15 protein-coding genes and 2 pseudogenes are annotated in these 17543 nt (G+C 70.3%); 3 read left to right on the forward strand and 14 right to left on the reverse strand.

Annotated elements, in window-relative coordinates:
* Positions 1-7: 7 nt before the first annotated feature.
* Entirely contained in the window at positions 8-943 is a 936-nt protein-coding gene (locus ABZW18_RS03280; RefSeq protein WP_356181335.1) for a nitroreductase/quinone reductase family protein, read from the reverse strand.
* 577 nt (positions 944-1520) lie between these two features.
* Positions 1521-1754, reverse strand: a pseudogene (locus ABZW18_RS03285) (TetR family transcriptional regulator); the annotation flags it as partial.
* Between the two features lie 435 nt (positions 1755-2189).
* Between ABZW18_RS03285 and ABZW18_RS03290 the strand changes: the two are divergent.
* A pseudogene (locus ABZW18_RS03290) lies at positions 2190-2558 on the forward strand (class I SAM-dependent methyltransferase); the annotation flags it as partial.
* Positions 2559-2670: 112 nt separating this feature from the next.
* On the opposite strand, the gene ABZW18_RS03295 reads toward ABZW18_RS03290, so the two are convergent.
* Together ABZW18_RS03295 and ABZW18_RS03300 are read right to left on the reverse strand one after the other, a co-directional pair.
* Complete coding sequence (locus tag ABZW18_RS03295) at positions 2671-2877, reverse strand: DUF397 domain-containing protein (protein WP_356181338.1); 207 nt, start codon at positions 2875-2877, stop codon at positions 2671-2673.
* Positions 2874-3737 (reverse strand): helix-turn-helix transcriptional regulator, encoded by an 864-nt coding sequence (locus ABZW18_RS03300; RefSeq protein WP_356181341.1) that lies wholly within the window; start codon positions 3735-3737, stop codon positions 2874-2876. Before ABZW18_RS03300 ends, ABZW18_RS03295 begins: the two co-directional genes overlap by 4 nt.
* Positions 3738-3901: 164 nt before the next feature.
* Between ABZW18_RS03300 and ABZW18_RS03305 the strand changes: the two genes are divergently transcribed.
* On the forward strand, positions 3902-4363 hold the full coding sequence (locus tag ABZW18_RS03305; RefSeq protein WP_356181344.1) for an ATP-binding protein: 462 nt from the start codon (positions 3902-3904) through the stop codon (positions 4361-4363).
* Positions 4364-4518: 155 nt separating this feature from the next.
* Here ABZW18_RS03305 and ABZW18_RS03310 read toward each other — a convergent pair whose 3' ends face one another.
* The 7 genes from ABZW18_RS03310 to ABZW18_RS03340 form a co-directional block, all read right to left on the reverse strand.
* Positions 4519-6690, reverse strand: a complete 2172-nt coding sequence (locus tag ABZW18_RS03310; RefSeq protein WP_356181347.1) for a 3-hydroxyacyl-CoA dehydrogenase NAD-binding domain-containing protein — start codon at positions 6688-6690, stop codon at positions 4519-4521.
* 33 nt (positions 6691-6723) lie between these two features.
* Positions 6724-7938, reverse strand: coding sequence for an acetyl-CoA C-acetyltransferase (locus ABZW18_RS03315; protein ID WP_356181350.1), 1215 nt, complete (start codon positions 7936-7938; stop codon positions 6724-6726).
* An 80-nt stretch (positions 7939-8018) separates the two neighbouring features.
* Positions 8019-9161: an acyl-CoA dehydrogenase family protein gene (locus tag ABZW18_RS03320; RefSeq protein ID WP_356181353.1), complete on the reverse strand. Its 1143-nt coding sequence runs from the start codon at positions 9159-9161 to the stop codon at positions 8019-8021.
* Positions 9158-10369 carry a CaiB/BaiF CoA-transferase family protein gene (locus tag ABZW18_RS03325; RefSeq protein WP_356181355.1) on the reverse strand — a complete coding sequence of 404 codons (1212 nt, stop codon included), beginning with the start codon at positions 10367-10369 and terminating at the stop codon, positions 9158-9160. The genes ABZW18_RS03320 and ABZW18_RS03325 overlap by 4 nt, the downstream gene beginning before the upstream one ends.
* 149 nt (positions 10370-10518) lie before the next feature.
* Positions 10519-10911 carry an MmcQ/YjbR family DNA-binding protein gene (locus ABZW18_RS03330; protein ID WP_356181358.1) on the reverse strand — a complete coding sequence of 131 codons (393 nt, stop codon included), beginning with the start codon at positions 10909-10911 and terminating at the stop codon, positions 10519-10521.
* A gap of 73 nt (positions 10912-10984) precedes the next feature.
* Positions 10985-12487 carry a sialate:H+ symport family MFS transporter gene (locus ABZW18_RS03335; RefSeq protein WP_356181463.1) on the reverse strand — a complete coding sequence of 501 codons (1503 nt, stop codon included), beginning with the start codon at positions 12485-12487 and terminating at the stop codon, positions 10985-10987.
* 23 nt (positions 12488-12510) lie between these two features.
* Positions 12511-13446, reverse strand: coding sequence for a dihydrodipicolinate synthase family protein (locus ABZW18_RS03340; protein WP_356181361.1), 936 nt, complete (start codon positions 13444-13446; stop codon positions 12511-12513).
* Between the two features lie 302 nt (positions 13447-13748).
* On the opposite strand from ABZW18_RS03340, the gene ABZW18_RS03345 reads away from it, so the two are divergent.
* Positions 13749-14927, forward strand: a complete 1179-nt coding sequence (locus ABZW18_RS03345) for a saccharopine dehydrogenase NADP-binding domain-containing protein (protein WP_356181364.1) — start codon at positions 13749-13751, stop codon at positions 14925-14927.
* A 68-nt stretch (positions 14928-14995) separates the two neighbouring features.
* Here ABZW18_RS03345 and ABZW18_RS03350 read toward each other — a convergent pair whose 3' ends face one another.
* The 3 genes from ABZW18_RS03350 to ABZW18_RS03360 all read right to left on the reverse strand — a co-directional run bounded on the left by ABZW18_RS03350 (position 14996) and on the right by ABZW18_RS03360 (position 17461).
* On the reverse strand, positions 14996-15556 hold the full coding sequence (locus ABZW18_RS03350; RefSeq protein WP_356181367.1) for a sugar O-acetyltransferase: 561 nt from the start codon (positions 15554-15556) through the stop codon (positions 14996-14998).
* Between the two features lie 49 nt (positions 15557-15605).
* Positions 15606-16235, reverse strand: a complete 630-nt coding sequence (locus ABZW18_RS03355) for a TMEM175 family protein (RefSeq protein ID WP_356181369.1) — start codon at positions 16233-16235, stop codon at positions 15606-15608.
* A gap of 161 nt (positions 16236-16396) precedes the next feature.
* Complete coding sequence (locus tag ABZW18_RS03360) at positions 16397-17461, reverse strand: oxidoreductase (RefSeq protein WP_356181372.1); 1065 nt, start codon at positions 17459-17461, stop codon at positions 16397-16399.
* Positions 17462-17543: the final 82 nt, after the last annotated feature.

Consider the following 17543-nt stretch of genomic DNA (forward strand, 5'->3'; position numbering starts at 1 on the left):
TCACCCGTCACGTGGTGGCGATTTCGGGCGAGTCCGGTACCGGCGGGGCCGGGGGGAAAGGGATCTTGGCCAGGACGGGGAGAAGCGACTCCTCCTCGTAGTCGAGGTGCGCCGTCAGTTCCTCCGACATCCGGTCCAGCTCGGTGCGGAAACGACGGGGGTCGGCCGTGGCGATGTCGGCCAGCAGGGCGACCAGTTCGGCTTGGATACGCGCGACAGTCCGGTGTTCGTCGCCGAGCCGGGCGAAGGCGTCGGCCAGGTGGGGATACTGGCGCGCGAGAGCGGGGAACACGTGCGCGTCCTCACCGGTGTGGTGGAACTCCAGGACCTCGCAGAACGCCAGGCAGTGCTGCCGCAGTTGCAGCCCAAGACCCGGCGCCGGCGGTTCGCCGACCCCCTGCTGGGCCGCCCGTCCGGCGAAGTAGGCGTCGGCCTCGGCGCGTACGTGCCGCAACTGCGAGCGCAGCCAGGTGTGGACTTCCACGATCTTCTCGGCCAGATTGGTGGCCTCGCGGCGGCTCTCCCCCGCCTCGGGCTCGGAGCGCTCCAGCACCACGACTGGCAGGGTCCGGGTGGTGCTGTTCTGGTAGTCGGCATATCCGGGCACCTCGCGCACCACGTGCTCGAACAACTGGTCGCGCCGCGTGCCCTCGGCGGGGACCGCTATCGCTTCGAATTCCTCGGTGCCGATCTCCACCCGCACCAGAGGATGGGCGAGCACATTGTGGTACCAGGCGGGGTTTCGGGGCGCGCCCATGTTGGACCCGACGACCAGCAGCAGGTCGCCGTCGCGTACATAGCCGAGGGGAGCCGTGTGCTCCTCCCCCGACTTCGCGCCGGTGGTGGTCAGCAGGAGGAGGTTGCCGCCCTCGAAGGGACCGCCGACCTTTCCCCCGTTGTCTCGGAACTCCTCGATGATCGATTGGTTGAAGGATGCGGGCATACGGTGTCGGATCTCCAAGTCAGAGTGCGTGGGTCCGCGGTGAACGCGGTGATGGTGGATGGCGGTGATGCGCGTAGCGCGCAGCGCGCAGCGCGCAGTGACCGCGCGGAGCCCCCGCCCGGAGACCAACCCAACGACCATCGAGCACGCGGAACCGTGGACGGTCGCCGGGACGCGGCGGCCGTCGGGGAGGCAGGGCGTACTGATGTCACATGGCCGTGGCGTGCACCGCGGATGAGAAGGGCGAACGCGCGGAGGCGCTTACGTCAGACGCGGGGTGCGGAGTATGAACTCATGGCATCGACCCTCGGTGAATGGTGTTCGCCCGACTGCCGACCGGCCCACTGCTCTTTGGTCGGCGTCACGTGACACGCGCACCATTACAGCCACCCTGGTGGCCGCCTGTCAACGCTGAAGATCGCACGCGGACACGGCCCTGCTCACCGGCAACTTGTTTCAGCTCAGGCGTCAACGCAGGCCGAAATTAGGCGTGTTGACCTGCGCGCGGAGTGGTCGAATGAGGTGCCCGTGACGAGTACCGGTAATGATCTCGGTTGTTTCGGGCTCACCGTCGACATCAGGATGACTGCGGTCGCCGTAGTCCCTGAAGGAGAAGTTCGACCAATCGGCGGGGGTCATAGCGGGGGTCGCCGTCACGTCCGATGCAGAGATTGCCGATGCCGCGCATCAGTTCGTAGGCGTGCGTACCGGGCCTGATTTCGCCGGCGTCGACTGCGGCGTCGAGCAACTGCGCGCAGACGGGCACCAAGCGGTCGAGGAAGTAGGTGTGCAGCAGCGCCCCCACCCCGCCCTGCACCAAAAGCCGCCCGCGCCGCGCCCTTCCCCTCCAGGTGCTGGTGGATACGCCCCCAGTATGGGGCGACGGCCACCCGGTGGCAGTCCTGTAGCGCGGCGGCCAGCCGCCGCACCACCCGCCGGTCGGCGCCCATCGCCCCGGTCAGCCACGGGTGCCCGCCGGACATGGGTGTGGGAGTACCCCTGCGGCCACAGGCCGCAGGGGTTCTTGGCTACGAAGCGACAAAGCCGCAGGTCAACACATTCCGTCGGTGGCCCACCGCTGCCGGTCGGGCACTCCGTCAACGGTTCAGCGTTCAGCTGACCGCTCTCATCCAATCGAGGCGTTGACTCACGGAACCAAGTCGTAGCGTCTTCTGTCTCAGCGAACCTGGCCCCGCGGGTGATCGCACTGGGGGCGCTGGGTGGCCGTACCGGCTGCCACGCTGGGATCCCTGCCGGTTCCTACGACGTCATCACCTGCGTCGCCACCATCCACCATCTGCCCTTCACCGAAGCTCTCACCGTCTTCCGCCAGCACCTGACCCCCGGAGGAACCCTGGTGGTCGTCGGCCTTTCCCGGGCGCAGACTGCCGGAGACTATCTGCTCGGCGCCGCCGCCAGCCCGCTGAATGCCGCCACGGGCTGGCTCAAGAACAAGGGCCGCAGGGCACCCCGGCCGGTCTCGATGACCGCCCTGACCCGACCAGCGGACATGAGCTTTTCCGACATCGTCAGCGAGGCCTATGACGCCCTGCCCGGCGCACGGCTGCGCCGTCGACTGTTCTGGCGCTACACGCTCGTATGGCATCGCCATTGAGCGGACCCCAAGATCGCCCTGCCTGCCGAACAGAGCGAGTCGGGTGTCTCACGCAATCCAGTCCTCGCAGCTCAACAGGCCCGTCGTCGACTTACTTCATTGAGAAAAGACATCAGCTCTTGACGGCGAACGCCACGAAGTTCGACCACTCCTCCTGTGTGAAGGCGAGCTGGGCTCCCTGCCTGTCCTTCGAGTCTCGAACATGAACGGCGCCCGAGCCGGTGGCTACCTCAACGCAGTTGGCGCCCTCGCTGTCGCTGTAACTGCTCTTGAACCACGCAAGGCCAGCGTGGGTGGACGCACGCCGCTCGTTACTCATAGCTCTCCTGCCAGCTGCTTGACGAGACGCGCCGACTCCTCCGTGTCCAGAGCCTGCATGCGGATGATTCCATGACGCTGGGCGTAGATCCGTACTTGTGTGTGATCCGTGACGACGGCGCTCACGCCCTGCGACTCTGTATACGCGACGATACGCCCGTCCGTGGTCTCCAGGAGGGTGATGGGACCGAGGAGCCCGCTGTGCTCCCACCGGGCGGTAGGCATGATCTGTAGCGAGACGTTCCGCAGCCGGGACCTCTCGAGCAGCCAGTCCAACTGCTCCTTCATGACGGCTGAACCTCCGACTGACCGCCGTAGCACGGCTTCTTCAATCACAAAGCCGATGACGAGGGCCGTCTTGCTGACGAACAGACTGCGCCGCTCCAGCCTGGCCGCGACTCGGTCGTCCACGGTCTCGTCGTCCAGCGGAGGACAATGGCCACCGATGAGGGCTCGCGCGTATCCCTCGGTCTGCAGCAGCCCCGGGATCGTCAAGGGCTCGTACGCGTAGAGGCTGACCGCATCCTTCTCCCAGGTGGCGAAGTCGCGGAAGCGTGCCGGAAGCCGCGCCCGCTCCACATCCTCCTGTACGGCCTTCAGTAACCCACCTGCCCCCAGAACCCGCTCCGCCGCGTCGATGAACTGCGGCTTCGGTGCCCGCCGCCCGCGCTCGACCGACGAGACCTGCTCCACCCCGTACCCGATCTCCTTACCGAACTGCCCCTGAGTCAGCCCCGACCGCTCCCTCAGCAGTTTGATCTGCTTGCCGATGGCCCTGAGGACGGGGTCCGTGCCCGCGCCATCGTCCCGGGGCGCTTCCGCCGGATCATCCGTCGGCTTCACCTGCTTCTCGACCGCCATTTTCCGCCACCTCCCACGTGCCCGTACGCCCGTACCCCAACGGCCCGCACCACCCGTCGTCACTGCCGCAACCTCGGACAACGCACCATCCGTACCCGGACAGACACACTCCGTACCGGCTGCGCTGCTGGCCAGGCTACGCTCGCGCGACCACGCTCTGTGACATGAAGTCCGAAACCGCGGCCACCGAATTCGCCGCGCCCACCCACGAGTTCGCCCAGCTCTTCAGCTCGACACCACGCGGTGCCCGCCTGGCCAGGCTGATGGCTGCCCAACAACTGGACGCGTGGGGATGGCCGTACGACTCCGGCACTTCTCACACCGCCGCCCTACTGGTCGCCGAACTCGCGGCGAACGCGGCCACCCATGGCCGCCTCCCCGGACGGGACTTCCAACTCCGCCTCACCGTCGGACCCGGCCTGCTCCTTCCCGCCACTCTCCGTATCGAAGTGGCCGACGCCCTCGGCGAGAAGCGCCCCGACCCCGACGGCACTCCCGTCCCGTTCCCCTCCCCCGACTCCGAGAGGGGACGCGGCCTGCGCCTCATCGACGCCCTCGCCACCACCTGGGGCGTCCTGGACCGCCCACCCTCCGGCAAGACCATCTGGGCGGAGATCCAGTTCTGATCCCGCTGGGAACTGCTGTTCCTCACCGGAATGGTCTCAGCCACGATCAAGCCCCGACCGAGCCTCCTTCGATCGCACGCCTGACCAACAAAGGGCGGGCGGGCCCAGCGCCGTTTCGCGCTCGGCCCGCCCGTCCCAAGTCAACTCACCTGCCGTCAGGCGTCCGTGAACGTCTCGCCGCGCTCCGCCTTCTCCACCAGCAGCTCCGGAGGCGCGAAGCGGTCGCCGTACGCCGCCTGGAGTTCGCGCGCGCGGGCCACGAAGCCGGGCAGGCCGCCCTCGTAGCCGTTGATGTACTGGAGCACGCCGCCCGTCCAGCCGGGGAAGCCGATGCCGAGGATGGAGCCGATGTTGGCGTCGGCCACCGAGGTGAGGACGTTCTCCTCCAGGCAGTGGACCGTGTCGATGGCCTCGACGAAGAGCATCCGCTCCTTCAAGTCCTCGAACGGGACAGACGTTCCGGGCTTGGCGAAGTGCTCGCGCAGGCCCGGCCAGAGGCCCGCGCGCTTGCCGTCCACGTAGTCGTAGAACCCGGCGCCTCCGCTGCGGCCGGGGCGGTCGAACTCGTCGACCATGCGGTCGACGACCGCCTCCGCCGGGTGAGGCTCCCACACCCCGCCCGCCTCCACCACGGCGCGCTTGGACTCCTCGCGGATCCGGCGCGGCAGGGTGAGGGTCAGCTCGTCCATCAGGGAGAGCACCTTGGCCGGGTATCCGGCCTGGGCGGCGGCCTGTTCGACGGAGGCCGGGTCGATGCCCTCCCCCACCATCGCCACGCCCTCGTTGATGAAGTGGCCGATGACGCGCGAGGTGAAGAAGCCGCGCGAGTCATTGACGACGACCGGGGTCTTCCGGATCTGCCGGACCAGGTCGAAGGCGCGTGCCAGCGCCTCGTCGCCGGTCTTCTCTCCCCTGATGATCTCGACCAGCGGCATCTTGTCGACGGGTGAGAAGAAGTGCAGGCCGATGAAGTCCCGCGCCCGCTCCACCCCTTCGGCGAGCAGCGTGATGGGGAGGGTGGAGGTGTTGGAACAGAGCAGCGCGTCCGGGGCCACGACCGCCTCGATCTCCTTGAACACCTTGTGCTTGAGGGCCGGGTCCTCGAAGACCGCCTCGATGACGGCGTCGCAGCCCGCCAGATCGGCGGGGTCGCCGGTCGGGGTGATCCGGGCGAGCAGTTCGTCCCGCTGCGCCTCGGTCGTACGGCCGCGCGCCAGCGCCTTGGCGAGCAGGCCCTCCGCGTACGACTTGCCCTTGGCCGCGGCCTCGGCGGACACGTCCTTGAGGACGACCTCGATGCCCGCCTTGGCACAGGAATAGGCGATGCCCGCGCCCATCATGCCCGCGCCCAGGACGGCGACCTTGGTGACCGCGCGGGGCTCGATGCCGGACGGCCTGCTGGCGCCGGAGTTGACGGCCTGGAGGTCGAAGAAGAAGGCCTGGATCATGTTCTTGGCGATCGGGCCGGTGACCAGCTCGGTGAAGTAGCGGGACTCGATGACCTGCGCCGACTCGAAGTCGACCTGGGAGCCCTCCACGGCCGCGGCGAGGATATTGCGCGGGGCGGGGTACGGGGCGCCGCCCACCTGCTTCTTCAGGTTGGCGGGGAAGGCGGGGAGGTTGACGGCGAGCTTCGGGCTGGCCGGCGTCCCCCCGGGGATCTTGTAACCCTTGACGTCCCAGGGCTGCTGGGCCTCGGGGTTCGCGTCGATGAAGGCGCGGGCCTTGGCCAGCATCTCCTCCGGCGTGGCCGCGACCTCATGGATCAGGCCGGCCTCCCGTGCGCGCTCCGGGCTGTACTGCGTGCCTTGCAGCAGCACCTTGAGCAGCGCGTCGGTGATGCCGAGCAGCCGGACCGTACGGACAACGCCGCCGCTACCCGGCAGCAGACCGAGGGTGACCTCGGGCAGGCCGATCTTGGAGCCGCGGGCGTCCAGCGCGATCCGGTGGTGACAGGCGAGGGCGATCTCGTAACCGCCGCCGAGCGCGGCGCCGTTGATGGCGGCGACGACGGGCTTGCCGAGGGTCTCGATACGGCGCAGGGCGCGCTTGATGGCCATGCCGGTGTCGAAGACCTGCTGGGCGTGCTCGGGCCCGACCTTGCTCATGTCCTTGAGGTCGCCGCCCGCGAAGAAGGTCTTCTTGGCGGAGGTGAAGATGATCCCGCGGACCGATTCCTGCTCGGCCTCCAGGCGGTCGGCTACCGCCGCGATCGAGGCCTTGAAGGCCTCGTTCATGGTGTTGGCGGACTGGTGGGGGTCGTCGAGGACGAGGGTGACGACGCCGGTCTCGTCCTGCTCCCAGCGGATGGTGGTGGACTCGCTCATCTGGTGTGCTCCGTAAGGGGGTGGGACGGACGGTCAGAGACGCTCGATGACGGTGGCGACACCCATGCCGCCGCCGACGCACAGGGTGGCCAGGCCGTACCGCTGGTCGCGGCGCTCGAGCTCGTCGATGAGCGTGCCGAGGATCATCGCGCCGGTGGCGCCGAGCGGGTGGCCCAGGGCGATGGCGCCCCCGTTGACGTTGATCTTGTCCAGGCTGAGGCCCATGTCCGCGGCGAAGCGCAGCACGACCGCCGCGAAAGCTTCGTTGATCTCGACGAGGTCGATGTCGTCGATCGACAGGCCCGCCTTCGCGAGGGCCTTGCGCGAGGCGGGCGCGGGGCCGGTGAGCATGATGGTCGGGTCGGCGCCGGAGACCGCGGCGGAGACGATACGGGCCCGCGGCGTGAGGCCGGCCCGCTCCCCCACCTCGCGGTTGCCGATGGCGACCAGCGCGGCGCCGTCGACCATGCCGGAGGAGTTGCCCGCGTGGTGGACGTGGTCGATCTTCTCGACCCAGTGGTATTTCTGCAGCGCGACGGCGTCGAAGCCGCCCGCCTCGCCGATCGTCGCGAAGGAGGGCTTGAGCCCCGCCAGGCTCTCGGCGGTCGTCCCGGGCCGCATGTGCTCGTCACGGTCGAGCACGGTGAGGCCGTTGCGGTCGCGGACGGGCACGACGGAGCGGTCGAAGCGGCCGTCCTTCCACGCCTCGGCGGCCCGTTCCTGCGACTGGGCCGCGTACGTGTCCACGTCGTGCCGGGTGAAGCCGCCGATGGTGGCGATGAGGTCGGCGCCGATGCCCTGCGGCACGAAGTTGGTCTCGAAGTTGGTCATCGGGTCCATGGCCCAGGCTCCGCCGTCGGAGCCCATCGGAACGCGCGACATCGACTCGACACCGCCCGCCAGGACGAGGTCCTCCCAGCCCGAACGCACCTTGGCGGCAGCCAGGTTGACGGCTTCCAGGCCCGAGGCGCAGAAGCGGTTCTCCTGGAGGCCGGCGACGGTGTCGGGGAGCCCGGCGGCGATGGCGGCGACCTTGGCGATGTCGGATCCCTGGTCGCCGAGCGGGCTGACGACACCGAGCACGACGTCGTCCACGGCCGCGGGGTCGAGATCGGGGAAGCGGCGGCGGATCTCGTGGATGAGGCCGACGACGAGGTCGACCGGTTTGGTGCCGTGCAGTGCGCCATTGGCCTTGCCGCGCCCGCGCGGGGTGCGGATCGCGTCGTACACAAATGCTTCGGTGCTCACGTCAAGCCTTTCGCAGGGTGAGGGTGGGTTCCCGGGAGTCCCGGCGGTCGCCGTTGCCCGCGACCGGTATGCGTGCGGGTTCAGCCGAGGAGGGACCGGCCGATGATCTCTTTCATGATTTCGGTGGTGCCGCCGTAGATGGTCTGGATACGGCCGTCGGTGAAGGCCTTGGCGACGCGGTACTCGTTCATGTATCCGTAGCCGCCGTGGAGTTGGAGGCATCGGTCGGCGACCCGCTTCTGCAGCTCGGTGGCCCACCACTTGGCCATCGAGGCGTGTACGGCGTCGAGTTCACCGGCTCCGTGATCGACTATGCAGCGGTCGAGGAAGGTGCGGGTGACGGCGCACTCGGTGGCCATCTCGGCGATCTCGAAGCGGATGTGCTGGAGCTCGGAGAGCGGCCGGCCGAAGGCCTCGCGCTCCTTCACATACCCCGTGGTGATCTCCAGCAGGTGTTCGGCGGCGGCGATGCCGGACACCGCGATCGCCAGCCGCTCCTGAGCGAGGTTGGTCATGAGGTGGACGAACGCGCCGTTCAGCTCGCCGAGCAGGTTCTCCTTGGGGACCCTGACGTCGTTGAAGAACAACTCGGCGGTGTCCTGGGACTTCTGCCCGATCTTGTCCAGATTGCGGCCCCGCTCGAAGCCCTCCGCGCCGCGCTCGACGACGAGCAGGCTCAGCCCGTGCGCGCCGCCCTCCGGGCTGGTCTTCGCCACCACGATCACCAGGTCGGCGAGGATGCCGTTGGAGATGAAGGTCTTGGAGCCGTTCAGCAGCCAGTGGCCGCCCTCGTCCGCGGCGGTGGTGCGGATGCCCTGGAGGTCGGAGCCCGCGCCCGGTTCGGTCATCGCTAGCGCGGTGACGATCTCACCGGTGCAGAAGCCGGGCAGCCAGCGGCGCTTCTGCTCCTCGGTGGCGAGGGAGGTCAGATACGGGCCGATGATGTCGTTGTGCAGGCCGATGGCGAGTCCGGGCGCCCCGGCCCGGGTGAACTCCTCGGAGAGCACGGCGGCGTACCGGAAGTCGTCGTTCCCCCCGCCGCCGTACTCCTCGGGCACAGCGTGGCCCAGCAGTCCCTGGCGGCCGGCCGCGAGCCAGGCCGCGCGGTCGACGATGCCGTCCCGCTCCCACTGCTCGTAGTGCGGCAGCACCTCCTTGGCGAGGAAGGTGCGGACCGTCTCCCGGAACGCGTCGTGCTCGGCGGTGAAGATCTGGCGCTTCAACGGTCCTCCTGAACAACCTCGTCGGCCTGGTCGGCGTTTCCGGGCTTCCCGGCGTTTTCGGACGTGCCCGCGTCACCGGCTCCGTCCGCTGTCCCGGCGAGGCCCGCAACGTCCCAGTCGCGGGCCACCTCGGCGCTGTCCGCGCCGGGCAGGGCCGGCGGGCGGCGTACGGCGCCGGGCGTGACGGAGAAGCGCGGGGCGGGCGCGGGCTGGGTGATGCCGCCGTGGTCGGTGAAGGTCCCACGGGCCGCGAGGTGCGGGTGCGCCGGAGCCTCGCGCAGCGAGAGTACGGGCGCGACACAGGCGTCGGAGTCCTGGAAGACGGCCGTCCACTCCTCGCGCGTGCGGGTCCTGAAGCAGGCAGCGATGGTGGCGCGGAGCTCGGGCCACCGGTCGCACTCCTTGCGTTCGGGCGCCTGGTCCGCGATCCCGAGCAGCTGGACGAATTCGTCGTAGAACCGCTGCTCCAGCGCTCCGACCGCCATATGGCCGCCGTCCGCGGTCTCGTACGTGCCGTAGAAGGGGCAGCCGCCGTCGAGCAGATTCGCTCCGCGCCGGTCCTGCCAGCCGCCGGCCGCCATCATCCCGTGGATCATCGCGGTGAGGTGGGCGGTGCCGTCGACGATCGCGGCGTCGACGACCTGCCCGGTGCCGGTGGCGCGGGCGTGCTGGAGGGCGGCGAGGACACCGATGACGAGGTAGAGGGAGCCGCCGGCGTAGTCGCCGAGGAGGTTGGCGGGGACGACGGGCGGCTCGTCGGCGGCGCCGATCATGCCCAGGGCGCCGGTGATGGCGATGTACCCGATGTCGTGTCCGGCGCGGTCGGCGAGCGGGCCCTGCTGGCCCCAGCCGGTCATCCGCCCGTAGACGAGCCGCGGATTGCGGGCGAGGCAGGTCTCGGGACCCACACCGAGGCGCTCGGCGACTCCGGGGCGGTAGCCCTCGATGAGGATGTCGGCGCGCTCCGCCAGAGCGAGCACGGCCGCGGGGCCCGCCGGGTCCTTGAGGTCGAGCAGAACCGACCGCTTGTTGCGGTTGGTGACGTCGTACGCGGGGTCGATGTTGAGACCGTGACCGCCGGGCCGGTCCACGCGTACGACATCGGCGCCGAGGTCGGCCAGGAGCATGGCGGCGAACGGGCCGGGTCCGATTCCGGCCAGCTCGACGACCTTCACCCCGGACAGCGGGCCCGTTCCCGTCGCTGCCATCAAGCCCCCAAGCTGTTTGACACTGTTGATGTAACATCAGTGATGCTAAGAACGTGTTCCACTTTGCACAAGCCCCGACGGGCACCAATGAGCGGATGCGGCGGCCCCTGGGTCACCACATCCGCTCAGCGCTGCACGGGGGGCGGCGTTCAGCCGCGGTCCAGCTCCGCGATCAGCTTCTTGGGCGCGATCGTCCGGTAGCTCTCCTCCACCCAGTCGCACAGCAGCTCCGCTTTCGGAGCACCGCTCTCGCCGAGCGGCACGGACACCCATCCGGCCTTGCCGAGGCCGTAGCCTGCCGGCTCGGCACCCGGGGCGGACATCGCGTGCTCGTGCACCTGGTCGTCCTTGAGCTTGACGGTGATACCCGGCGGATAGCTCCCGTCGTCGACACCGAGAAAGGCGAAGACCTTCTTGTTGACCTTGATCACGCTCTCGCCCCAGGGAAACTCCTCGACGGCGCCGGGCAGGCCGAGAGCGAACTCCCGCACCTTCTCCCGCGCCTTGAGCGGCCCCTTCAGGGGATCCTTCGCCGCGGCCATCGCCTCTTCCTCCGGAGTGAGTGGATCCTCAGTGGTGACCCGGCTGGTGGGGCAGCCGCCGGCGGGCAGCCGCTCAACCGGCCGGCTCGGGCGACTGCCCGGTGCGTCCCACGCTAGCCCCGCGCTCCGGCACCGGCGCGGGCACCAGGTGGTCGCTCTCGGCCGTCCGGTCGGTCAGCAGATGCAGCCGGTGCGGAATGTTGCCACCGACCAGCACGATCACGACCGCCGTCAGACCGAAGGCGAGCACGGCCAGCGCCCGGCCCAGGGACATGCCCTCGGCAAGGTTCGCGCCGAGGACCGGGGCCACGGCCCCGCCGAGCGCCCCCACGTTGTAGACGAAGCCGAGCGAGGCCGCCCGGGTCTCCGTGGGGAAGTGGCCCGCGATGTACTTGGGCAGAATGCCGGAGATGCCCTGGCTGAGCGCCAGCATGCAGAACAGCAGTACGCCGAGCCCGGCAAGGCTGTCCTGGACCGCGAAGACGGGGAAGATGAAGGCCAGTGAGGCGACAAGGGTGACGGTGTACGCCTTGCGGGTGCCGAGCCGGTCGCCGACGAAACCCGCGAGCCAGCAGCCGAGCATCGTGCCGAACCCGGCGTAGTACATGACGTCGGTGACCTGAGCGGGCGAGTACCCCAGCTCCGTCTTGAGATAGGTCGGCAACAGGGCCTGGATGGGCCAGCTGTAGAGAAAGGCACAGAAGACGGTCGCCATCAGCGCCACGTAAAGGACCCAGCCCTTCCGGCCGCCGAGCTGCACCGCGAAGGCGATCAGGCAGGCCCCCGCCACCGCCGACAGCGCGGGCACCATGCCGGCCCCGACCGGGGTGAAGACGCAGAACAGCGCGGCACCGGCGGCGACGGTGAGCACCGAATTGACGGCCGCCCGCCCCGGGCCGGCGAACAGCGGGCGGAACGGATTGGGCCGCGCCCCCGCAGCGCCGATCTCGGCGCTCCAGTCCTCGGCCTCCGGCAGTGCGCGCCGTACCCAGAGCGCCACCAGCACCGGCAGCACACCGATCCAGAACATCCAGCGCCAGCCGAGGGCGGGCACGACCCACTTGTAGAGCTCGGCGGCGAGGACCGTACCGAAGGCGTAGCCGGAGATCAGGAACCCGGAGGCACGGTTGCGCAGCCGGGTCGGCCAGCTCTCCAGGACATAGGTGGCGCTGGCGCTGTACTCCCCCGCCATGCCCATGCCGATCAGCAGCCGGGCGACGAAGAGGCTGGTGTAGCCCCAGGCGAAGCCGCAGGCGAAGGTGCCCAGCGAGTAGAGCAGGATGCTGGCGATCATCGCGGGCTTACGGCCGTAGCGGTCGCCCATCGCGCCGAGCAGGGCTCCGCCCAGCCAGCGGGTGATGAAGGCGCCGGAGACGAGGCTCGCCGCGTGTACGGTGCCGAGCCCGAAGTCGTCGGCTATCTCGGTCAGGACGAGCGTGATGAGGACGAAGTCGAAGCCGTCGAGGACATAGCCGACCCAGGCGGCGAACATCGCCTTCCACTGGCGGCCGGAGACCTCCCGGTACCAGCGGGTGGGGACGGCACCGGGCGCGCTCTCCGGTAACGGCGCCGGTATCGGTGCCGGTGTCGGTCCGGGTGTCACAGGAGGCCTCCGTCCTCGAGGAGCCTGCCGACAGCCTTGACGGCGGCGTCGCCCAGCGGCACCTGGGGTGGCGCCGTGGCCGGGCAGTCGATGACGCCGAGCAGATGGAGGGCGGCCTTGAAGGCGCCGAGGGCGGAGGAGCTGCCGCCCATGGCAGCCGGGTCGCCCACTTCGGTGATGGCGAACAGGGCGGCGAGCCGGTCCTGTTCGGCCGCCGCCTCCGCCCAGCGGCCGGCCCGGGCGTACATATGGAGCCGGACGTATCCCGCCGGGTCGACATTGCCGAGGCCCGGTACGACCCCGTGGGCACCGGCGAGCAGCGCGCCGTCGACAGCGAGCTCGGAGCCGGTGAGTACGGAGAAGGTGTCCTCGAGGCCGCGGCGGCGCAGCTCGACGAGGAGGCGACGCAGCGCGCCGTCGTCGCCGCTGCTGTCCTTGAGCCCGGCGAGGGTGCTGTCCGCGGCGAGTTCGAGGACGGTCGCGGCCGGGAGCTTGGTGTGGACGGAGCGGGGGATGTCGTAGCCGAAGAGCGGCAGATCAGTGCCGCCGCGGATGCGGCGGAAATGGTCCGCGATCTCGGCCGGGTGGGTGCGGGTGAAGAAGGGCGCGGCGGCGACGATTCCGTCGGCGCCGAGCTCGGCGGCGGCGTGGGCGTGGTCGGCCACGCGCGCGGTCGTCATGTCGATCGCCCCGGCGAGTACGGGTACGCGGCCGCCCGCCGTCTCGACGACCGTTCCGAGTGCCGTACGGCGCTGAGCGTCGCTGAGATAGGCGGCTTCACCGCTGGAGCCGAGCACGAAGAGGCCGCTGACTCCGGCGCCGATGAGCCGTTCGGCCACGGCACGCAGGGAGCGGATGTCGATATCGCCGCGGGGGGTGAGCGGTGTGCACAGGGGCGGGACGACGCCGGTGAGGGGGGTGGGAAGGGGCATCGTGGCGGCTCCAGCGTTCCGGCAATCATCGAAAGCATCAAGAAGTCAGAACAATCAGGACGTTGGACGTCCTATGTCCCGTGGCTGACAGTGCCCGAGCCGTTCCGCCGCGTCAAGGCTCGGCGAGGCGTGGCCTGCAGCGGCTGTTGACCGTGGGTCCCGGAATACCTACCGTTACGTAACTTGACGGCGCGTCGAGGGCAAGCCGAAGGCGCGCCTATTGAGGCGGCTCGAGAGCTCGGGGCTTGCAGGCGCCGCGGACTTGAGGGCTTCGCGTTTCGGGACCGGATCAGGGAGCGGGCGTGCGACGGACCTACGACATCGTGCTCTTCGGCGCGACGGGTTTCACCGGCGGGCTCACCGCCGAATATCTGGCGCGGCACGCCCCCGAGGGCTGCCGCTGGGCACTGGCCGGGCGCTCCATGGCCAAGCTCGAGCGGGTCCGCGAACGGCTGACCGGGCTGAACCCTGCCTGTGCCGAACTGCCGCTGCTCCAGGCCGATGCCGGCGACCCCGGGTCGCTGCGGAGGATCGCCGCCGGGACCCGGGTGGTGGCCACGACCGTCGGCCCGTACACCGTCCACGGCGAGCCGCTGGTCGCCGCCTGCTCGGAAGCCGGAACCGACTACGCCGACCTGACCGGGGAGCCGGAGTTCATCGACCGGATGTATCTGCGCTACGACGCGCAGGCCCGGGAGACCGGCGCCCGGCTGGTCCACGCGTGCGGCTTCGACTCGGTCCCGCACGACCTGGGCGTGCTCTACACCGTCGGGCGGCTCCCGGAGGGCGTACCGCTGCGCATCGACGGATTCGTCCGTTCCAACGCGACGTTCTCCGGCGGGACCTTCGCCTCCGCGCTCACCGCGCTGTCCCGTCCGCGCGCCACGCTGCGCGCGGCCAGGGAACGGCAGCGCAGCGAGCCGCGTCCGCCGGCCGGGCGCCGGGTGCGCGCGCCGTTGGCTCCGTTGCGCCGTAGCCGCGCGGTTCACGCGTGGGTGCTGCCACTGCCGACGATCGACCCGCAGATGGTGGCCCGTTCGGCGACCGCCCTGGACCGGTACGGTCCGGACTTCCGCTACCGGCACCACGCGGCCGTGAAGTGGCTGCCCGTGGCGGTGGGCGGTGTGGTGGCGGTCGGGGCGGTCTTCGCGCTGGCCCAACTGCCCCCGGCGCGGCGGTGGCTCTCCTCCCGCCGGAAGCCGAGCCAGGGGCCGGGGGCGGAGCGGCGCGCCCGCAGCTGGTTCACGGTCCGCTTCATCGGGGAGGGCGGCGGGCAGCGGGTCGAGACGGAGGTCGCGGGCGGCGACCCCGGTTACGACGAGACGGCGAAGATGCTGGCGGAGTCGGCGCTCTGCCTGGCGTTCGACGACCTGCCGAAGACGGCGGCGGGGCAGGTGACTCCGGCGGTGGCGATGGGCGAGTCGCTGATCGCGCGGCTCGTGGAAGCGGGGATCACGTTCCGGGTCGTCGGGCCGGAGTGAAGGACGTCCGGGACTCCGAGGTCCGTTGAAGCAGGGCGCCTCCGGCTCCGCTTGGCGGCTCGGCAGGTCTACGTATCCAGCGTGCGCACGACCCGGGCCGGGTTGCCGACGGCCAGGACGCCTGGCGGCAGGTCCTTGGTGACCACGGCTCCGGCACCCACCACCGTGTTCTCGCCGATGGCCACTCCAGGACAGACGATCACCCCGCCGCCGAGCCAGACGTTGTCGCCGACCGTCACCGGGAGCGCCTTTTCCCAGCCGGCCCGTCGGCGCTCCGTGTCCAGCTCATGCGCCGGGGTGAGGAGTTGCACGTTCGGCCCGATCTGGACGTCCGCGCCGATGGTGATGGGTGCGGCGTCGAGGAGGACCGCGCCGAAGTTGATGAACGTACGGGCGCCGATGCCGATGTGGTAGCCGAAGTCGCAGAAGAACGGCGGGCGGATCCGTACCTTTTCGCCCACCGAGCCGAGCAGCTGCTCCAGGATCCCGCGGCTCTCGGCGGGGGCGGGCCGGCCTGCCGCGTTGTACGCCGCGCAGAGCTCGGCACGACGCTCGGAGTCGGCGAGGAGTTCGAGGTCGTCCGGGAGATACCAGTCACCGGCCAGCATGCGCTGTTTGTTCTCGCCCACGGATGTCCTCTCGTCGAAGAGGCCACGGTCCCGGAGCGTCTCGAGCCCGTCAAGATCGCGAGATGCGCCGCTGCTGGTGGCCCACCGCGAGTTTGGCCGGGATCAGGGTGATCCAGAACAGCTTGGCCAGCTCCGGGGACGCGAAGGCCAAGGGCACGGCGATGCCGAACACCACCACGGTGGCACCCAGGTCGGCGGCGTCCAGGCGCCGGGCGTTGACGGTGATCCGTTCGGTCGCCGGCGTCAGAAGGCTGTGGGAGGTGAGCAGCAAGGCCAGGTGCACCGCGTTCGTCATGGCGACGCTGCCCGAGTAGATGGCCACGACCAGGGACTCGTCACCGTATTCGGCCAGCAGCGCCGTGGGGAACGGCAGCAGCGCGATCAGCCCGAGGCCCAGCAGGGTGAGCCCGGTGACCCGGCCGTCCACGGTGGGAAAGGCGCGCAGGATACGGCGGTGGTCGGTCCAGAACTCGGCGATGACCGCGAAGCTCAGCGCGTACGCCCCCAGGTTGGGAAGGGTCTCGCGCAGAGCTTCGTGGAATTCCGCTTCGTCCAGTCCGGTCGGGACCGACACATCGAGCACCAGCAGGGTCATCGCAATGGCGAAGACACCGTCCGACAGGGCTTCCAGGCGCTCGGCACCCTTGCCGCCTCCGGTAGTAGCTGATGCGCGATCCACGTCGGAGACGTTAGGCGGGTGGCCGCAGCGCCCGGCACGTACGCGCCGCTTCGCCGTCCACCGCACCACGAACTGATGAGTGGTCCGGGCGCGATGTCTTCGGACGCGACGCCCGGACGGCGCCGCGTCCGCCGATCAGGTTCAGCCGACGGTGCGCCTCGTCAGCGGTGCAGGCGTGCGATGCGCCCCTTCTCTCCCGACGCCCAGCAGGCGGAGTCCGGCGTGCAGTCGACCGTGTCGTACGAGCCCGTGTCGAAGGTGCGCCAGGTACGGCCGGAGTCCAGGGTCAGATCGCTGCCCGTGGGGCCCACCGCGATCGCCGCGGTGCGCGGACGCGGGAGCCGGCTGACGCCCGAGCGGTACGCCGTCGGGGGACGCTCCGACTGCGTCCACGTACGGCCGGCGTCGCGGCTGGTCGCCGCGGCTCGCGGTGACGCCTGTTCGGGACGGTAGTCGCCGCCGACCGCGATGCCGTGGCGCCGGTCGCGGAAGGCCACGGCGAACACACCGCGGGCGGGGTCACCGGCCGGGATCGTCGACTCGGCGGCCGACCAGGTGCGTCCGCGGTCACGGGAGTGCAGGACTCGGGCGGTCGCCGCACCCCCGGTGGCCAGCCAGACGTCCCTCGGGCCGGAGGAGACCAGGCACTGGCCGCTCGCCGCGAACGCCGCCTCGCCCTGCTGGGCGGCCGGCATGCCCTCCGGCGGCAGTACGTTCCAGGAGCGGCCGCCGTCGTCCGTGGCGAGGATGCGGTACTTCCCGTCCACCGGGTCGCTCACCGCCAGTCCGTGCTGCCGGTCGAAGAAGGTCAGGCAGTCGTAGAAGGCCCGGGGATCGGTGTTGCGGAAGCTCTCCGTCCAGGTCGCGCCGCCGTCCTCCGTACGGAAGACCCGGGAGGCCTCGCCCTCGCCGATCGCCAGCGCCACCGCGCGCCGTGGACCGAACGCCTCGATGTCGCGGAACTCCAACTCCCCCGCGCCGGGCGGCGAGACATTCTTCCAGCCGCGCCCGCCGTCGACCGTGCGCAGCACGGTCCCCTTCGAGCCCGCCGCCCAGGCCGTGCCGCGGCTGACGGCGGCGAGGCCGCGGAACCGTACGGTGCTGCCGGTGTCGGTGACCTGCCAGCGGAGCGTGGACCGGGCGGTGGGGCGGTCGCCGCGCTCGGCGTGTGCGGGGGCGGACGTGGACGCCGCGAGCGCAGCACCGCAGAGCCCTGCCGACACCATGCGACCCAGCTTGCTCCGTAACCTCATGGCGCCGGAAACTAGCCCACCGCGAGGACGCCGTCCAGGGGGTGTCCCGGGCTCC

Source organism: Streptomyces sp. NPDC004647 (assembly GCF_040609575.1).
Lineage (GTDB): Bacteria > Actinomycetota > Actinomycetes > Streptomycetales > Streptomycetaceae > Streptomyces.